This is a genomic window from Klenkia soli (genome assembly GCF_900103975.1).
Taxonomy (GTDB): Bacteria; Actinomycetota; Actinomycetes; order Mycobacteriales; family Geodermatophilaceae; genus Klenkia; species Klenkia soli.
Window position 1 is genome coordinate 79,485 of record NZ_FNIR01000012.1, and the last position, 15,417, is coordinate 94,901.

Annotated in this window: 19 protein-coding genes and 1 riboswitch; of the genes, 7 read left to right on the forward strand and 12 right to left on the reverse strand. The window is 74.7% G+C overall.

What is annotated here, in order from left to right:
- The first annotated feature begins 47 nt into the window (after nucleotides 1-47).
- Nucleotides 48-1,226: an acyl-CoA dehydrogenase family protein gene (locus BLS67_RS18255; protein WP_091247832.1), complete on the forward strand. Its 1,179-nt coding sequence runs from the start codon at nucleotides 48-50 to the stop codon at nucleotides 1,224-1,226.
- A gap of 6 nt (nucleotides 1,227-1,232) precedes the next feature.
- Complete coding sequence (locus BLS67_RS18260; RefSeq protein WP_091247834.1) at nucleotides 1,233-2,378, forward strand: acyl-CoA dehydrogenase family protein; 1,146 nt, start codon at nucleotides 1,233-1,235, stop codon at nucleotides 2,376-2,378.
- A 91-nt stretch (nucleotides 2,379-2,469) separates the two neighbouring features.
- Here BLS67_RS18260 and BLS67_RS18265 read toward each other — a convergent pair whose 3' ends face one another.
- The 5 genes from BLS67_RS18265 to BLS67_RS18285 form a co-directional block, all read right to left on the reverse strand.
- Complete coding sequence (locus BLS67_RS18265) at nucleotides 2,470-3,069, reverse strand: YceI family protein (RefSeq protein ID WP_091247836.1); 600 nt, start codon at nucleotides 3,067-3,069, stop codon at nucleotides 2,470-2,472.
- Between the two features lie 89 nt (nucleotides 3,070-3,158).
- Nucleotides 3,159-3,713: a type 1 glutamine amidotransferase domain-containing protein gene (locus BLS67_RS18270; RefSeq protein ID WP_091247838.1), complete on the reverse strand. Its 555-nt coding sequence runs from the start codon at nucleotides 3,711-3,713 to the stop codon at nucleotides 3,159-3,161.
- Between the two features lie 36 nt (nucleotides 3,714-3,749).
- Nucleotides 3,750-4,589: an aggregation-promoting factor C-terminal-like domain-containing protein gene (locus BLS67_RS18275; protein ID WP_242654179.1), complete on the reverse strand. Its 840-nt coding sequence runs from the start codon at nucleotides 4,587-4,589 to the stop codon at nucleotides 3,750-3,752.
- 56 nt (nucleotides 4,590-4,645) lie between these two features.
- Nucleotides 4,646-4,769, reverse strand: a riboswitch (cyclic di-AMP (ydaO/yuaA leader).
- A 143-nt stretch (nucleotides 4,770-4,912) separates the two neighbouring features.
- Entirely contained in the window at nucleotides 4,913-5,551 is a 639-nt protein-coding gene (locus tag BLS67_RS18280) for a class I SAM-dependent methyltransferase (protein ID WP_091247840.1), read from the reverse strand.
- Nucleotides 5,548-6,846 carry an MFS transporter gene (locus tag BLS67_RS18285; protein WP_091247842.1) on the reverse strand — a complete coding sequence of 433 codons (1,299 nt, stop codon included), beginning with the start codon at nucleotides 6,844-6,846 and terminating at the stop codon, nucleotides 5,548-5,550. Before BLS67_RS18285 ends, BLS67_RS18280 begins: the two co-directional genes overlap by 4 nt.
- Nucleotides 6,847-6,903: 57 nt before the next feature.
- Between BLS67_RS18285 and BLS67_RS18290 the strand changes: the two genes are divergently transcribed.
- Genes BLS67_RS18290 through BLS67_RS18300 form a run of 3 tightly spaced genes read left to right on the forward strand, consistent with a single transcriptional unit; the run spans nucleotide 6,904 to nucleotide 8,282 of the window.
- Complete coding sequence (locus BLS67_RS18290; protein ID WP_091247844.1) at nucleotides 6,904-7,575, forward strand: polyamine aminopropyltransferase; 672 nt, start codon at nucleotides 6,904-6,906, stop codon at nucleotides 7,573-7,575.
- Between the two features lie 48 nt (nucleotides 7,576-7,623).
- Nucleotides 7,624-7,842: a hypothetical protein gene (locus tag BLS67_RS18295; RefSeq protein WP_091247846.1), complete on the forward strand. Its 219-nt coding sequence runs from the start codon at nucleotides 7,624-7,626 to the stop codon at nucleotides 7,840-7,842.
- Nucleotides 7,839-8,282, forward strand: coding sequence for a hypothetical protein (locus tag BLS67_RS18300; protein ID WP_091247847.1), 444 nt, complete (start codon nucleotides 7,839-7,841; stop codon nucleotides 8,280-8,282). The genes BLS67_RS18295 and BLS67_RS18300 overlap by 4 nt, the downstream gene beginning before the upstream one ends.
- Here BLS67_RS18300 and BLS67_RS18305 read toward each other — a convergent pair.
- From BLS67_RS18305 to BLS67_RS18320, 4 genes are read right to left on the reverse strand one after another with little or no spacing between them, the layout of a single operon-like run.
- On the reverse strand, nucleotides 8,279-8,743 hold the full coding sequence (locus BLS67_RS18305) for a WapI family immunity protein (RefSeq protein ID WP_091247849.1): 465 nt from the start codon (nucleotides 8,741-8,743) through the stop codon (nucleotides 8,279-8,281). The genes BLS67_RS18300 and BLS67_RS18305 overlap by 4 nt on opposite strands.
- Entirely contained in the window at nucleotides 8,740-9,126 is a 387-nt protein-coding gene (locus tag BLS67_RS18310; RefSeq protein WP_091247850.1) for an ankyrin repeat domain-containing protein, read from the reverse strand. Before BLS67_RS18310 ends, BLS67_RS18305 begins: the two co-directional genes overlap by 4 nt.
- Before the next feature lie 10 nt (nucleotides 9,127-9,136).
- On the reverse strand, nucleotides 9,137-9,886 hold the full coding sequence (locus BLS67_RS18315; RefSeq protein WP_242654180.1) for a pentapeptide repeat-containing protein: 750 nt from the start codon (nucleotides 9,884-9,886) through the stop codon (nucleotides 9,137-9,139).
- A 56-nt stretch (nucleotides 9,887-9,942) separates the two neighbouring features.
- Nucleotides 9,943-10,692 carry a dienelactone hydrolase family protein gene (locus tag BLS67_RS18320; RefSeq protein WP_091247853.1) on the reverse strand — a complete coding sequence of 250 codons (750 nt, stop codon included), beginning with the start codon at nucleotides 10,690-10,692 and terminating at the stop codon, nucleotides 9,943-9,945.
- A gap of 66 nt (nucleotides 10,693-10,758) precedes the next feature.
- On the opposite strand from BLS67_RS18320, the gene BLS67_RS18325 reads away from it, so the two are divergent.
- Complete coding sequence (locus BLS67_RS18325) at nucleotides 10,759-12,303, forward strand: helix-turn-helix domain-containing protein (protein ID WP_091247855.1); 1,545 nt, start codon at nucleotides 10,759-10,761, stop codon at nucleotides 12,301-12,303.
- On the opposite strand, the gene BLS67_RS18330 is transcribed toward BLS67_RS18325, so the two are convergent.
- From BLS67_RS18330 to BLS67_RS18340, 3 genes are read right to left on the reverse strand one after another with little or no spacing between them, the layout of a single operon-like run.
- Entirely contained in the window at nucleotides 12,300-12,884 is a 585-nt protein-coding gene (locus tag BLS67_RS18330; RefSeq protein WP_091247857.1) for a hypothetical protein, read from the reverse strand. The two genes, BLS67_RS18325 and BLS67_RS18330, sit on opposite strands and share 4 nt — an antisense overlap.
- Nucleotides 12,881-13,474 (reverse strand): hypothetical protein, encoded by a 594-nt coding sequence (locus BLS67_RS18335; RefSeq protein ID WP_091247859.1) that lies wholly within the window; start codon nucleotides 13,472-13,474, stop codon nucleotides 12,881-12,883. Before BLS67_RS18335 ends, BLS67_RS18330 begins: the two co-directional genes overlap by 4 nt.
- A gap of 39 nt (nucleotides 13,475-13,513) precedes the next feature.
- Nucleotides 13,514-13,978 (reverse strand): PPOX class F420-dependent oxidoreductase, encoded by a 465-nt coding sequence (locus tag BLS67_RS18340; protein ID WP_091247860.1) that lies wholly within the window; start codon nucleotides 13,976-13,978, stop codon nucleotides 13,514-13,516.
- Nucleotides 13,979-14,097: 119 nt separating this feature from the next.
- On the opposite strand from BLS67_RS18340, the gene BLS67_RS18345 reads away from it, so the two are divergent.
- Nucleotides 14,098-15,417, forward strand: coding sequence for an AI-2E family transporter (locus BLS67_RS18345; protein WP_091247862.1), 1,320 nt, complete (start codon nucleotides 14,098-14,100; stop codon nucleotides 15,415-15,417).

Here is a 15,417-nt window from a genome sequence, read left to right on the forward strand (position 1 = left end):
GGAGCCCACGGTGCGCGCCGCCGCCACCGGAGGAGAGAGGGTCGTCCATGCAGTTGCACCTGTCGCCCGAGGACCAGGCGTTCCGGGACGAGATGCGCACGTTCTTCACCACGAAGGTCCCGCAGTCGATCCGGGACGACGTCGCCGCCCACCGCGACGTCACCAAGGAGCAGTACGTCGAGGTCCAGCAGATCCTCAACGAGGCCGGCCTGGCCGTGCCGCACTGGCCCGCCGAGTGGGGCGGCCGGGACTGGACGCCGCTGCAGCGCCACATCTGGCGCGAGGAGATGCAGCTGGCCGCCGTCCCCGAGCCGCTGGCGTTCAACGCCTCCATGATCGGGCCGGTCATCGCCGCCTTCGGCAGCCAGGAGCAGAAGGAGCGCTTCCTGCCGAAGACCGCCAACCTCGACATCTGGTGGTGCCAGGGCTTCTCCGAGCCCGACGCCGGCTCCGACCTGGCCAGCCTGCGCACCGCCGCCGTCCGCGACGGCGAGGACTGGGTGGTCAACGGCCAGAAGACCTGGACCACGCTCGGCCAGTACGCCGACTGGATCTTCTGCCTGTGCCGCACCGACCCCGGTGCCGAGAAGAAGCAGCGCGGCATCTCGCTGCTGGTCTTCCCGATGGACACCCCCGGGGTCACCCTGCGCCCGATCGAGCTGCTCGACGGCGGCTTCGAGGTCAACGAGGTCTTCTTCGAGGACGTCCGGGTGCCCGCCGAGAACCTGATCGGCGAGGAGAACCGCGGCTGGGACTACGCCAAGTTCCTGCTGGGCAACGAGCGCGTGGGCATCGCCCGGGTCGGGGCGACCAAGCGCATGCTGGTCGACGCCAAGGCCCACGCCACCCGCATCACCTCCGGCGGCCGCCCGCTGATCGAGGACCCCTCGATGCGCGCCCGCATCGCCGAGCTCGAGACCGAGCTGCTGGCCCTGGAGCTGACCGCGCTGCGCGTGGTCTCCAACTCCACCGACGGCAAGCCGAACCCGGCCTCCTCGGTGCTCAAGCTGCGCGGCTCGGAGCTGCAGCAGTCGGCCACCGAGCTGATCGTGGACATCGCCGGCCCGCTGTCGCTGGCCTCCTTCGCCGAGGACGACGACACCGACGTCCCCGAGTGGGCGCGGGTGGCCACCCCGGAGTTCCTCAACTACCGGAAGGTCTCCATCTACGGAGGCTCCAACGAGGTGCAGCGCACCATCATCGCCGGCACGATCCTGGGGTTGTGATCTGACATGGACTTCACCTTCGACACCGAGCAGCACGCCCTCCGCGAGGCCGTCGCCGGCCTGCTGCAGCGGGCCTACGACCCCGAGAAGCGCCGGGCCGTGACGGCCAAGGACCCCGGCTTCGACGAGGGGACGTGGGCCCGCCTCGCCGAGATGGGCGTGCTGGGCCTGCCCTTCGCCGAGGAGGACGGCGGCATGGGCGCCGGCCAGGCCGAGGTGGCCCTCGTCGCCACCGAGATCGGCAAGGTGCTCGCCCCCGAGCCGTTCGTCGAGTCCGTGGTGCTGGCCGGCGGCCTGGTCGCCGCGGTCGGCACCGCCGAGCAGCGTGCCGAGCTGCTCGGCCCGCTGGCCGAGGGCGCCTCGCTGGTGGTGTTCGCCCACGCCGAGCCGGACAGCCGCTGGACGGCGTCGGCCTCCGGCGTGACCGCGGCGCAGGCCGGTGACGGCTGGACCCTCACCGGGGTCAAGGAGCCGGTGCCCTCCGGCGCCCGGGCCGACGTCCTCGTGGTGTCCGCCGCGGTCGACGGCGGGACGGCATTGTTCGTCGTCCGCGCAGAGGCCGCCGGGTTGACCCGCAGCGGGTACCGCACGCACGACGGCACCCGGGCCGCCCGGGTGACCTTCGACGGCACCCCGGCCGAGCTGCTCGGCGACGGCACCGCCGACCGCACCGCCGACGTCGAGCTGGCCCTGGCCCGCGCGACCGTGGCCTACGCCCACGAGGCGGTCGGCGCGATGCAGACCGCGCTGACCACCACCAGCGAGTACCTGAAGACCCGCAAGCAGTTCGGGGTGCCGCTGAGCAAGTTCCAGGCGCTCACGTTCCGGGCCGCGGACATGTACGTGTCGCTGGAGCTGGTCCGCAGCATCGCGCTGTGGGCCACGATGGTCCTGGACGCTCCTGGGTCGTCGCCGGAGGCCGTGCTGGCCGCCGCCGACCGGGCCCGGCTGCAGACGTCGAAGGCCGGCCGGCACATCGGCAAGGAGGCCATCCAGCTGCACGGCGGGATCGGCGTCACCGCCGAGTACTCCGTGGGGCACTACACCTCGCGGCTGACCGCCATCGACCACCTCCTGGGCGACGGCGCCTGGGCCACCGGACGTCTGGCCGACCGCATCGACGCCGGCACGGTCGAGGCCCTGCCCGCGTAGGCCCCATCCCCGGCATGGGACCCCATGCCCCTACCCACGAGGCCCGTAGGTAGGGGCATGGGCTCCCATGCCGGGTTCAGGCGGGGGTGCGTCAGCCCTGCTTGATGACCGAGACGTCGAACTCCAGCTGGACCTTGTCGCTGACCAGCACGCCGCCGGTCTCGAGCGCGGCGTTCCAGACCAGGCCCCAGTCGCTGCGCTTGAGCGCCACGGCGCCCTCGAAGCCGACCCGGGTGTTGCCGAAGGGGTCCAGCGCGCTGCCGGTGAGCGTGAAGTCGACCGCCACCGACCGGGTCTGGCCCTTGATGGTCACGTCACCGGTGACCGTGTACTCCTCGTCGTCGATCTGCTCGACGGCCGTGGACACGAAGCTGATCTCGGGGAACTGCTCGACGTCGAGGAAGTCCGCCGACCGCAGGTGCGCATCCCGGTCGGTCTGCCCGGTGTCCAGGCTGCCGGCGTCGATGCGCAGCTCGACGCGGCTGGCCGACGGGTCGGCGGTGTCCAGGTGTGCGGTGCCCTCGAACTCGGTGAACGTGCCGCGCACGGTGGTCACCATGGCGTGCCGGGCCCGGAAACCGATCCGGGTGTGGGCGAGGTCCACGACGTAGTCGCCGGACACGTCGGCCAGGGCCGTCGTCGCGTCGTCGAAGTCGGTCTCGCCGGTCTGGCCGGCGCGGTGCTTGGCCACGGTTGACCGTCCTCCCAGGGGGTGTGCAAACCCCGCAAGTCTGACGGGTGCGCCCGGGCCCTGCACAGCGGGGCCCGGGCAGACGCTGGTCAGCGGCCCGCGAACAGCTCCACGGCGGCCGTCGAGAACGCCGGGACGTCGTCGGGGTTGCGGCTGGTGACCAGGTTGCCGTCCCGGCAGACCTCCTGGTCGACGACGGTCGCCCCGCCGCGACGGAGGTCGCCGCGGATGCTCGGGTACGAGGTCAGCGTGCGGCCCTCGAGCACCCCGGCCTCCAGCAGCGTCCAGGGCGCGTGGCAGATGGCGGCCACCGGCTTGCCGGCGTCGAAGAACGCGGTGACGAACGCCAGGGCGTCCTGGTCCTGCCGCAGGGTGTCGGGGTTGACCGCGCCGCCGGGCAGCAGCAACCCGTCGTAGTCCGCGGCCGACACGTCGGCCACCAGGTGGTCGACGGCGTAGGTCGCGCCCGGGTGGATGTCGCCGTCCACGCCCTGCACGCGGCCGTCCTCGACCCCGTCGGGCACCGACAGCAGGTGCACGGTCGCCCCGGCGGCCTCCACGGCCTTGCGGGGCTCCTCGAGCTCGATCGACTCGACACCCTTGGCGGCGAGCACGGCGATGGTCTTCCCGGTGAGTTCAGCCATGGGGAGCCCGTGCCCCGAGCCCCCCGGTCCGGAAACTCAGTACCAGCCGGTGGCCTGCGAGTGGGCCCAGCCGCCGCACGGCGAGCCGTAGCGCTCGTCCAGGTAGATCAACCCGGCGTCGATCTGCCGGAACCCGTTCGAGGTCTTCGCGATGCCGGTGCCGGCCCACGTCGAGTCCAGGAACTGCGCGATGCCGTAGGCGGTCGAGCTCGGGTTCTGCGCGTCGGGGTCCCACTTCGACTCGCGGCCCCACAGGCTCTCCAGGCAGGAGAACTGGCTCGCGTCGCCGCCCAGCTGGGCCAGCGCGTAGTCGTGGAAGTCGGAGGCGGTGGCGTTCTCGGCAGCGGCCTCGGCATCGGCGGCGGCCTGCGCCTGCGCAGCGGCGGCGGCGTCCGCGGCGGCCTGGGCCGCAGCGGCGGCCGCGGCGTCGGTGGCGGCCTGGTCGGCGGCGGCCTGGGCCTGCGCCGCGGATGCCTCGTCGGACTCCCGCTGCGCCCGGCTCGCGGCCAGCTCCTGCAGGTGCCCGGAGAGCTCGGACGCGGCCTGGGTCGCGTCGGCGGGGGCTGAGATGCCCAGCTGCTGCGCCACGCTGACCGCCTGGGCGGCCGGCTCGGTGGCGGTGTCGGCCTCGGCCGAGGGGCCACCGCCCACCAGCACGTTCACCAGCACGGCGCCGGCGGCGGCCGCGGCCAGGTACATGGCCGGACGGCGCACGGGGAGCAGGCGGTGCCGACCACGCGCGACGGCGTCGACGGTCTCGGCGGCGGCGGTCTCCCCGGCGGCGCGGAGGGCCGCGAACTCACCGGTGATCGCCTCGACGGTGCGGGTCTGCTGGTCGTCGCGGCCAGCGGGACGTGCGGAATGGCGTGCGCTCATGCGGGCGTGCGGGTCCTCGTCTTCCGAGTGCGCCGACCGTGCTGGTCGGTGCAGCCGCCTACCGGGTTAGCTGACGGGTTCGGGCGGGAAGTAGCCCTACCCGACGTCGCCGCGGTGCGCGGTCTCGCCGGGATTCACCCCGGTGCTGCGGTGGGTCCCCGATTCACCTGGTGCCCGGGCTGCGCTGCCCGCGGCGGTGACTCAGCGGCGCCCGGTGCGGTCTCCCGGGGAGGGAGGTGCGGCCGACCGGACCTGGCACACGTTACGAGTTCGTGACAGAAGAGCACAAGCGGCGTGGTCGAGTTCCACAGGTGTTGTTCCCCTCAGGGCAGGCGCCACACCGTGGTGCGGCGCGCGACGTCCACCCCGGAGTCGGGCACCTGGTACCCCGCCACCTCGCGCAGCCCCTCGGGCAGCTGCGAGCGGCCGGGATCCCCGACCAGGACGACGGCGCCCCGCACCCAGGCGGTGAACAGCCACGGCCGCACCCGGTCGGCCATCCGCAGGTCGTAGAACACGTCGCCAGCCAGCACCACCTCGACCTCCGGCAGGTCGGCGTCCAGCACGTCGCCCACCGGCTCGATGCCCCGGGCACCGTTCGCCGCCGCGTTCAGCGGGATCACCGCCAGTGCGTAGGGGTCGACGTCGCTGGCCAGCACCCGCTCGGCCCCGGCCAGGGAGGCCGCGACCGCCACCAGCCCGCTGCCGGCGCCCAGGTCCAGCACGGTGCGCCCGGCGACGAGGTCGGGGGTGTCCAGCACGTACCGGGCCAGCCCCTGCCCGCCCACCCAGGCGGCGGCCCAGAACGGCGAGGCGTCCCCTGCCCCGGGGGTGCCCTCGTCGTCCTCCATCGCCTGCCAGAGGGCGGCGACGTCGTCGGCCAGGTGCAGCGCCACCTCGGGCACGAGGGGGGTGCGCACCAGGCGGGTGTGCCGGGCGAAGAACCCGGCCGGCACGGTCATCGCCGGCGCACCCGGCTGACCATCGCCGTGTACAGCGGGGTGAGCACCACGCCGTCCCCGGCCAGCCGGTCGCGCAGCCGCCGGCGGTGGGTCCAGACGCCGACCAGCCCGATCGCCCAGAACAGGTACTGCACGGAGAAGGCCGCCTTGAACGCCCCCAGGTCGTAGGCGGTGGAGGCGCCGGGGGTCATGGCGTCCAGCACCGCGCCCACGGCCAGCACGGTGAGCAGCGAGGCCACGAACCCGCCGATGTTCACCACGCCGGTGGCGCTGCCGAGGCGGTGCACCGGGTTCCAGGTGCGCGCGTAGTCGAAGCCGATCATCGAGCCGGGGCCGTTGGTGGCCAGCACGACCACCAGCAGCACGAGCAGCCACAGCGGCGCACGCCCGGGCCACAGCAGCACCGCGGTCCAGGCCGTGATGGTGGCCCCCGAGATGCCGAAGACCAGGGCCGAGCGGCGCAGCGGCCACCGCCCGCACAGCTTGCCCAGCAGCGGGCCCACACCCATGCCGACGACGACGAGCAGCGTCAGCAGACCGGCCGCGGTGCCGGTGGACAGCCCCTGGCCCAGCACCAGGAACGGGAAGCCCCACAGCAGCGCGAACACGGTGCCCGAGAACTGGGTGACGAGGTGGGTGTACAGCCCGATCCGGGTGCCCGACTCGTGCCAGGCCCCCGCGACGTTGTCCTTGATCTCGGCCCAGCCGGCCACCGGGGTGACCGGGGTGCCGGGCGGGGCGTCCTTCAGCGCGGCCAGCACCAGGACGGCGACCAGCACCCCCAGCGCGGCGGCCCCGGTGAAGGTCGCCGTCCACGACGTGTGGTGCAGGGCCAGGACCAGCGGGTAGGCCGCCGCGATCTGGCCGAGCTGACCGAGGATGCCGGTGAGCTGGGTGATGACCGGCACGGTCGGCCCCGAGAACCACAGCGTGACCACCCGGAGCACGCTGATGAAGGTCATGGCGTCACCGGCGCCGACCAGCACGCGGGCGGCGATCGCCGTCGGCACGTCGGTGGCGAAGGCGAGCAGCAGCTGGCCCGCGGCCATGGTCAGCGCACCGGCCGCCACCATCGTGCGGGAGCCGAACCGGTCCAGGGCGATGCCGACGGGCACCTGCAGCCCGGCGTAGACGGCCAGCTGGAGCACCAGGAACAGGCTGACCGCCGAGGCGCCCGCGGAGAACCGCTCCTGCGCGTCGACGGCGGCGACGCCGAGGGATCCGCGGTGGAAGACCGCGACCGCGTAGGCCAGCAGCCCGACCACCCAGACGACGTACGCGCGGCGGGAGTTCACGCCCCAGGATGACACCGGGCCACGCCGCGTTGTTCCCGCACCGGCAGGATGTCGCGGATGCGGGAGGAAGTCGGCCGGGTGTCCGGTCCGCACGGCGAGGTCGCGCTGTGGCGGCGCACCGACGACGACGGCACGGTCGTCACCGAGCTGGTCGTCGACGGCGTGTTCGCGATGGACGACGTCGACACCTCCACCGAGCGGGCCCTGGCCACCGAGGCGCTGGCCCGGGCCGAGGGTGCCGAGCTGGCGGTGCTGGTCGGCGGGCTGGGCCTGGGCTGGACCGCCGCCGCGGTGCTGCGCTCCCCCGGTGTGGCCGAGGTCGTGGTGGTCGAGCTCGAGGACGCCCTGCTGGGGTGGGCGGCCCAGGGCCTGCTGCCCGGGCTGCCCAGCACCGCCGACCCGCGGCTGGACCTGGTCGCCGGCGACGTCGCGGCGGCGTTCACCCCGGGCCGGTACGACGTCGTCCTGCTCGACGTGGACAACGGGCCGGACTTCCTGGTGCACGGCTCCAACGCGGGCCTCTACGGCACCCGCGGGCTGGCCCGGGCGCTGGCGGCCCTGCGCCCGGGCGGGGTCCTGGCCATCTGGTCGGCCGATCCCTCCCCGGCCCTGCTGGACCGGCTGGCCGCGCTGCCCGGCGCGGTGGACGCCGAGCAGCTCGTGCTCCCGGTGGAGCGCGAGGGCCGGGTGTTCGAGTACGCGGTCCTGCTCGCGCGACGTGCGTCATAGCTGCGTAAACGAAGTTTGCGAACGGTCGGCCCAGGTCATCGTCCGGTCATGACTTCTCCCAGCGACACCACCGACACCCGCTCCTTCGCCGACCTCGGCAAGGAGATGTGGTCCTACCTCACCGGCAAGGGCGCCGCGATCAACTACGAGTTCGTGGACATGACCGTCGAGGTCCCCCGCGAGATCGGCGCCGACGCCCCCCGCGCCACCTGGAAGCTCAACGGCACGCTGCGCATCACCACCGCCGAGGGCGTCTCGCAGGGATGACCGTCGGCCCGCTCGCCGTCCGGGCCGACCTGACCCTGCAGGCCGGCGGGACCACCGCCCGGCTCACCGGCGACGGCGCCGACCTGGTGCTCGCGTCGACGGACCCGATCGGCCTGTGGCGGGCGGTCACCGACCTCCCCTGGCCGGCCGGGGCCACCGCCCGCAGCGGTCCCCGGGCGGTCGGCGAGCTGGCCGGCCTCCTCGCCGCGCAGGGCCTGCACGTGGACGTCACCGGCCCGCACGGCCGGGTCGCCGAACTCGGTGCGGGGGTGTCCTCGCCGCTGGGCCGGGCGCTCACCGGATCCTCCGCCGTCCGTGCCGGGTCCGCGCGCACGGTGCTGGCCACGGTTCCCCGCGGTCCCCGCTGGGGGCTGCTCGCCGGAGCCGCCCTCGTCGTGCTGCTCGCCCTCCGGCGAGCCTCCGGCGGCCGGTCCCGCTAGTCCCCCTCGCTCACCGCGGCGGCCCACTCGTCGGCCGCCGCGGTGAGCGCACCCACCTCGACGTCCAGCGGGACCCCGCCGCCCAGCCGCACGCCGGTGCCCGGGTCGGTCCAGGCCGCCGGGCCCGAGAGGTGCACCCGCAGCAGCCGGCGGTCCTCGCGGGCGGCGTCCAGCACCCAGGACAGCGTCGGGTCGGTGAACACCAGGCCCTCGCCCAGCACGCCCTCGGGCCCGTGGGCGACCGCCCGCAGCCAGCCCGCCAACCGGTGGCCGTCCCACGGGGTCAGGCACGGTTCGCGGAACACCCAGTGCCGGCCGTCGGCGGTGCGCACCTCGCCGCGCACGAGCAGCAGCGTCTGGGTCCAGTCGGGCCGGTCCAGCTCCACCGCCCGCACCTCGAGGCTCTGCCGGCGCAGCACGCGGAGGTCCAGCAGCGCACCGTCGACCGAGGCCAGCCTCATGCCAGCAGCTCGGTCATCTCGGGCAGGTCGAAGAACGCGGCGGTGGCCCGGGCGTCCGGGGAGCCGTGCGAGGGGTCGGCGCCGGCGGCCAGCAGCGCCCGCACCGAGGGCTCCGACCGGCGGAACACCGCGGCGGCCAGCGCGGTCTGGCCGCGGTCGTTGACCCGGTCGTGGTCGGCACCCCGGTGCAGCAGCGCAGCCACCGTGCCCGGGTGGTCGTGGTAGGCGGCCAGCACCAGCAGGGTGTCGCCCTTGCCGTTGGTCAGGTTCGCCGGCACCCCGGCGTCCAGGCACGCCAGCAGCTCGTCGGTGCCACCGCTGCGGGCCAGGTCGAACACGTGCTCGGCCAGGGCGACGACGTCGGGGTCCAGCGGTGGGGTCACCCGCACCAGCCTAGGCAGCACCGGCCCAGTGCGCGGGCCGGGCGAGCCCGTCGTCCAGCCGGGTCCCGACGTCGCCTGAGGCCGCCTCGAGCTGGGCCGCGGTCAGGAACAGCGCCCGCCGCAGGTCGGCACCGCCGAGCCGCGCACCCCGGGTGTCCGCGCCGGTCACGTCGGCCAACCGGAGGTCCGCACCCCGCAGGTCGGCGCCCAGCAGCACCGCACCGCGCAGGACCGCCCCGCGCAGGTCTGCGCCCCACAGGTCGGCCCCGACCAGGTCGGCACCCCGCAGGTCGCGCGGTCGGCGGACCGAGCGGCGGGCATGGGCACCGGCCGCCGTCAGCGCCCCGTTGACCCCACCGCGGACGGCGGCCACGTCGGTGGTCCGCAGCTCGTCGGGCGACCCGTCGACGCGCGCGGCGAGGTCGTCCTCCGCCGCGGCCAGCTCGGCGGCGAGGGCCGCGGGTGGGTCCATCGCCCGGGCCGCCCGCACCAGCCAGCGCAGCTCCTGCAGCGCCCGGACGACCGGGAAGACCGTGGCCACCTGGTGCACGGTCTCGCGGTCGGCGAGGTCGAGGCCCGGGAACACCGCGCCGGTGACGTGCTGGCCGGCCCCGAAGCAGTCGTAGACCACGCAGCCGGGGAAGCCGAGCGGGCGCAGCCGGTCGTGCACGCCGCACCGGTCGTCCCCGGTCAGGTGGGGGCAGGGCGTGCCGGCCGGCTTGTCGATCGCGAAGTCCGCACCCCGGGAGAAGGCCGGCACCACGCAGCACAGTGCCGCGCAGCGGGTGCAGTCGGCCCGCAGCTGGTCGGCGGCGCTCAGCGGGCGACCCGGTCGGTGAGGGTCAGGACCCGCTCCCAGGCGTCGTCGCAGGCCTGCGACCACTCGCCGAACGCCCGGTCGAAGAAGGAGTGCGGTGCCCCGTCGACGACGAGGGTGTCGACGTCGGCCCCGGCCGTGCGCATGCGGTCGGCCAGCGCCAGCTGGTCGTCGACCGGGGTGGAGTCCGCCCCGGCGATCAGCATGACCGTGGGCAGGGCGGCCCGGTCCGCGGCGTCGCCCACCCGCTCGGGCTTGCCGTAGAAGCCGGCGCAGCCGGCCAGGTCGGCGCCCCCGCCGGACAGCCGCCAGGAGTGGCTCCCGCCGAGGCAGAACCCGACGGTGACGACCGGCAGGCCCGGCCGGGTCCGGCTGCGCAGGTAGTCGACGGCGGCGCGGACGTCGGCGTCCACCCCGGCGTCGGTCATCCGCGGGACGTGGGCGGACCAGTCGAAGTCCTCCTCCCGGCTGCCGGTCACGGGCAGGTCCGCCGTGCGCCCGAACCAGTCCAGGGCCACCGCGGGCAGCCCCGCCTCGGCGAACCGCTCGGCGAGCGCGACGTAGTAGGGGTGCAGGCCGCGCACGTCGGGCAGCACGACCACCCCGACCGCGGCCTCGCCCGCCGGCGCCGCGTAGGCGGCAGCGAACGGGGTGCCCTCGGGACCGGCGATCGTGAGGGTGCCCCGCTCGACCACGTCGGCGGCCGGTCGGGGAGCAGCGGGAGGGCGGCTGTCGTGGTCGTGGCACATGGGGCGTTCCTACCCCGCCCGGCGGCGCTCCGCAGGCATCTCACAACTGAGATATCGTCGGCGGCGATGTCCCTCACCGAAGAAGCCACCGGTCAGTCCCTGCGCCAGATCGGCACCCTGGTCCGCGACGCCCGCCGCCACCACGGCCTCACCCAGGCCCAGCTCGGCGAGCGGCTGGGCACCAGCCAGAGCGCGATCGCCCGCATCGAGCAGGGGGCGCAGAACCTCACGCTCGAGCTGCTGGGGCGGTTGTCCGCGGCGCTGGACAGCGAGCTGATCACGGTCGGTCGAGCGGGCCCCACCCACCTGCGGGTCACCGGCGGCGGCGCGCTCTCGGGCTCGGTGACGGTGAAGAGCAGCAAGAACGCCGCGGTGGCGCTGCTGTGCGCCTCCCTCCTCAACCGCGGGACGACGACCCTGCGCAACGTCGCGCGCATCGTGGAGGTCGAGCGGATCCTCGACGTGCTGCGCTCGATCGGCGTGCGGGCCACCTGGGACCCCGCCGGCCGCGACCTGACGATCGTCGTCCCGGAGAACCTCGACCTGGCGGCCATCGACGCCGACGCGGCCCGCCGCACCCGCAGCATCATCATGTTCCTGGGCCCGCTGATCCACCGCGAGCCCGACTTCCGGCTGCCCTACGCCGGTGGCTGCGACCTGGGCACCCGCACCATCGAGCCGCACATGATCGCGCTGCGGCACTTCGGGCTGGAGATCGAGGCGCACGCCGGCGAGTACCAGGCCACGGTCACCACCCCCGAGGCCCGCGACCGCAGCATCGTGCTGACCGAGCGCGGCGACACCGTGACCGAGAACGCCCTGCTGGCCGCCGCCCGGCACGACGGCCGCACCACGATCCGCAACGCCAGCTCCAACTACATGGTGCAGGACCTCTGCCTGTACCTGGAGCTGCTCGGCGTCCGCATCGACGGGTTCGGCAGCACCACCCTGGTCGTGCACGGCCGCACCGTGCTGGACGCCGAGGTCGACTACACCCCGTCCGAGGACCCGGTCGAGGCGATGAGCCTGCTCACCGCCGGCATCGTCACCGGTTCCGAGCTCACCGTGGCCCGCGCGCCGATCGAGTTCCTGGAGATCGAGCTGGCGATCCTGGGCGAGATGGGGCTGCGCTACGACCTGTCGCCCGAGTACCCGGCCGAGAACGGCCGCACGCGGCTGGTGGACATCACCATCCACCCCTCGACGTTGAAGGCGCCGATCGACAAGGTGCACCCGATGCCCTTCCCGGGGCTGAACATCGACAACCTGCCCTTCTTCGCCGTCATCGCCGCCACCGCCCACGGCGGCACCCTCATCCACGACTGGGTGTACGACAACCGGGCGATCCACCTCTCGGACCTCACCCGGCTGGGCGCCGACGTGCGGCTGCTGGACCCGCACCGCGTGCTGGTCGCCGGCCCGACGCACTGGTCGGCCGCCGAGATCGTCTGCCCGCCGGCCCTGCGCCCCGCGGTCTGCATCCTGCTGGCGATGCTGGCGTGCAAGGGCACGTCGGTGCTGCGCAACGTCGACATCATCGCCCGCGGCTACGAGCAGCTGTACGAGCGCCTGGTCGAGATGGGGGCCCAGATCGAGGTCTTCTCCGACTAACGGGCGGCGAGCACGGCGACGCCGGCGCACGCCCCCGCCCACAGGACGCTGGTCAGGGTGCCGATGATGAAGCGCTCGGCGGCCGGGGTCTCGGCGAGCTCGGCGAACCTGCCCAGGCCCTTGACCGCCAGGACCACCGGCACCCCCTCGGGCCACCCCAGCAGCAGGGTCGCGGCCAGCGCGAGACGCTCCAGCACCCCGATCCAGGCGCCGCCGCGGAGGACCTCGGGGTCGGCCACCCCGGCCGCGTCGCCGCGCAGCGACGCCACGGCCCGCTCCGGGTCGGCGGCGGTCAGCACGGCGGTCACCACCGGCCCACCGCCCAGCGCGGCGGCGGCGACCGCGGCGAGCGCGACGGCCGACCTCAGCCAGGGCGTCGCCGGGTCACCGACCCAGGCCAGGGCCGCCGCCGCACCGACCAGCACGACGAGCACGAGGGCGACCGCGCTCCCCCGCCGCCGGTCGCCGCGCACCCCGACCAGCGGTCGGCGGCGGGGCGCCCGGCCGACCTCCACGCGCCGCACCGCCAGCGCCCCCAGGACGGCTGCCAGGACCAGCAGCGCCGCCGCGGCGACGCTCACCGGCGGCCGACCTCGGCGCGGGCGAGCAACCGGCCCAGCGTGGGGTGCAGGTCCAGCTCGGCCTCGTAGGAGGCCGCCGCCAGCCGCTGGCCGACCGCCTGCCGGCTGACCCCCAGGGCGGCGGCGGCCTCGGCCTGCGTGCGGCCGGCGGCGACCAGGTCGATCGCCTCCCAGGCCTGCGGGCTGCGCCGCTGCAGCAGCAACGCCAGCACGGTGGCCACCGCCTGCGCGTCGGCGGCCGCCTCGGCGTCCGGGCCCTGGACCGCCACGCGCACGGGCCGGCCCTTGGCGGTGTCGACCGCCCGCCGGGCGGCCAGGAACGCCGGGCCGGTCGCCGCGCGGGTCGAGTCGGGCAGGGGGGTCTGCACCGGGCCGGCCCCGATGCCCACGCTCCACCCGCCCGCCCGCACGAGGCGGACCAGGACCGCCACGACCGCGGCGGGGTGGTCGAGCACGCCCTGGAACTCGTCGCCGGCGGTGCGTTCGAAACCGAGCACCACGGGGACGTCGGCGAGCACGGCGAGCGCCCCGGCCACGCGGTCGGAGCCGCGGCGGCTCGCACGTTGGTCGACGGTCAGCACGAACGGCATCGGGCAAGCATGACAGCTTGCACAGGCCCTGAGCAAGCCTCAATCCTTGTCGAGCTCCGGGGGGAAGCCGCCGGTCGCGACGGGCCCCCACCGCACCGGCGTCACCCGGATCAACGACTTGCCCTGGCGGCGCATGGCCTCCCGGTACTCGTCCCAGTCGGGGTGCTCGCCGCTGATCGCCCGGAAGTACTCCACGAGCGGCTCGACGGACTCCGGGAGGTCCAGCACCTCGGCGGTGCCGTCGACCTGCACCCAGGGGCCGTCGAAGTCGTCGGAGAGCACGACGACGGTGACGCGGTCGTCGCGCCGGGCGTTCCTGGTCTTCGCCCGCTGCGGGTAGGTGGAGACGACGATGCGGCCGGCGGCGTCGACCCCGCAGCTGACCGGCGAGATCTGGGGTTCGCCGTCACCGCGGCGGGTCATCAGCAGCGCCTTGTGGCGCGGACGGAGGAAGGCGACGAGGCCCTCGAGGTCGACGCGGTCGGCGGTCGCGGTCTTCGGCATGCCCGGACGCTACGACGGGGGTCCGACACCGCGCCCGGTGGACGTGTGCTCCCCCACGACCCACCGGTCCCGTCCGGTGCCGTCCGGTGCCGCAGCCCGGTCTGTGCTGGGATCTCCGCATGGCCGACGCCCCGAAGGACCGCGACGACCTCCCGGCCGGTGACCGCACCACCGACGACCGCACCCGTGATGGCCGCACCCCTGATGGTGCGGGCGGGCTGCCGCCCGCCGACTTCCACGACGACTCCGGCGAGCCGCCGTCCGAGACCGACGCCCCGGTGCCCGGGCCCGAGCGCGCCGCCCGGCTCAGCGCGGCCAGCCGGGTGCTGGCCACCTTCTCCTGGCGGCTGCTGCTGATCACCGGGGCGCTGGTCGTGATCGGCTACGTGCTGGGCGTGCTCTGGTCCTCGGTGCTGCTGCCGGTCGTCCTGGGCCTGCTGTTCTCCACCGTCATGTGGCCGCTGGCCCGGCTGCTCCGCCGGGCCAAGTTCCCGCCGGCCCTGGCCGCACTCACCTCCGTCGTGCTCTTCCTGGGTGCGGTCATCGGCGTCTTCGCCGCCATCGCGCCCTCGGTCGTGGCCCAGGTCGACGAGCTGTCCGACGGCGTGAGCTCCGGTCTGCAGAGCGTGCAGGACTGGCTGTCGGGCCCGCCGTTCAACCTGGGCACCGAGCAGATCGGCACCTACGTCGACCAGGCGATCGACCAGCTGCAGTCCAGCGCCGGCGACATCGCCAACCTCGCGCTGACCGGCGCCGGCGCGATCGGCACCGGCCTGGTCAACGTGGTGCTCGCCCTGGTGCTCACCTTCTTCTTCCTCAAGGACGGCCCGCGGTTCCTGCCCTGGCTGGCCGCCCAGACCGGCCCCAAGGCCGCCCCGCACGTCGCCGAGCTGTCCCACCAGAGCTGGCGGACCCTCTCCGAGTTCATCCGCCAGCAGGCCCTGGTCGGCCTGGTCGACGCCGTGTTCATCGGCCTCGGCCTGCTCGTCCTCGGGGTGCCGCTGGTGCTGCCGCTGGCGGTCATCACCTTCTTCGCCGCGTTCATCCCGATCATCGGTGCGTTCGTGGCCGGCGGGTTCGCCGTGCTCATCGCCCTGGTCAGCAACGGGTTCAGCACCGCCGTCTGGGTGCTGGTCATCGTCGTCCTGGTGCAGCAGATCGAGGGCAACGTGCTGCAGCCGATCCTGCAGGGCCGCGGCCTCAAGCTGCACGCGGGCGTCGTGATCCTCGCCGTCACGGCCGGGTCGAGCCTGGCCGGCATCATCGGTGCCTTCCTGGCCGTGCCGGTCACCGCGCTGCTCGCCGTCGGCTACCGGTACGCCCGTGACCAGCTCGACGGCCGGCACCCCGAGCGGGACGACGACGGCCGGGTCCCCGTGCTGGTCGGCGATGCCGACGGCGCCCGGCTGACCCGCAGCGCCGAGCCGGTCCGCGACTGA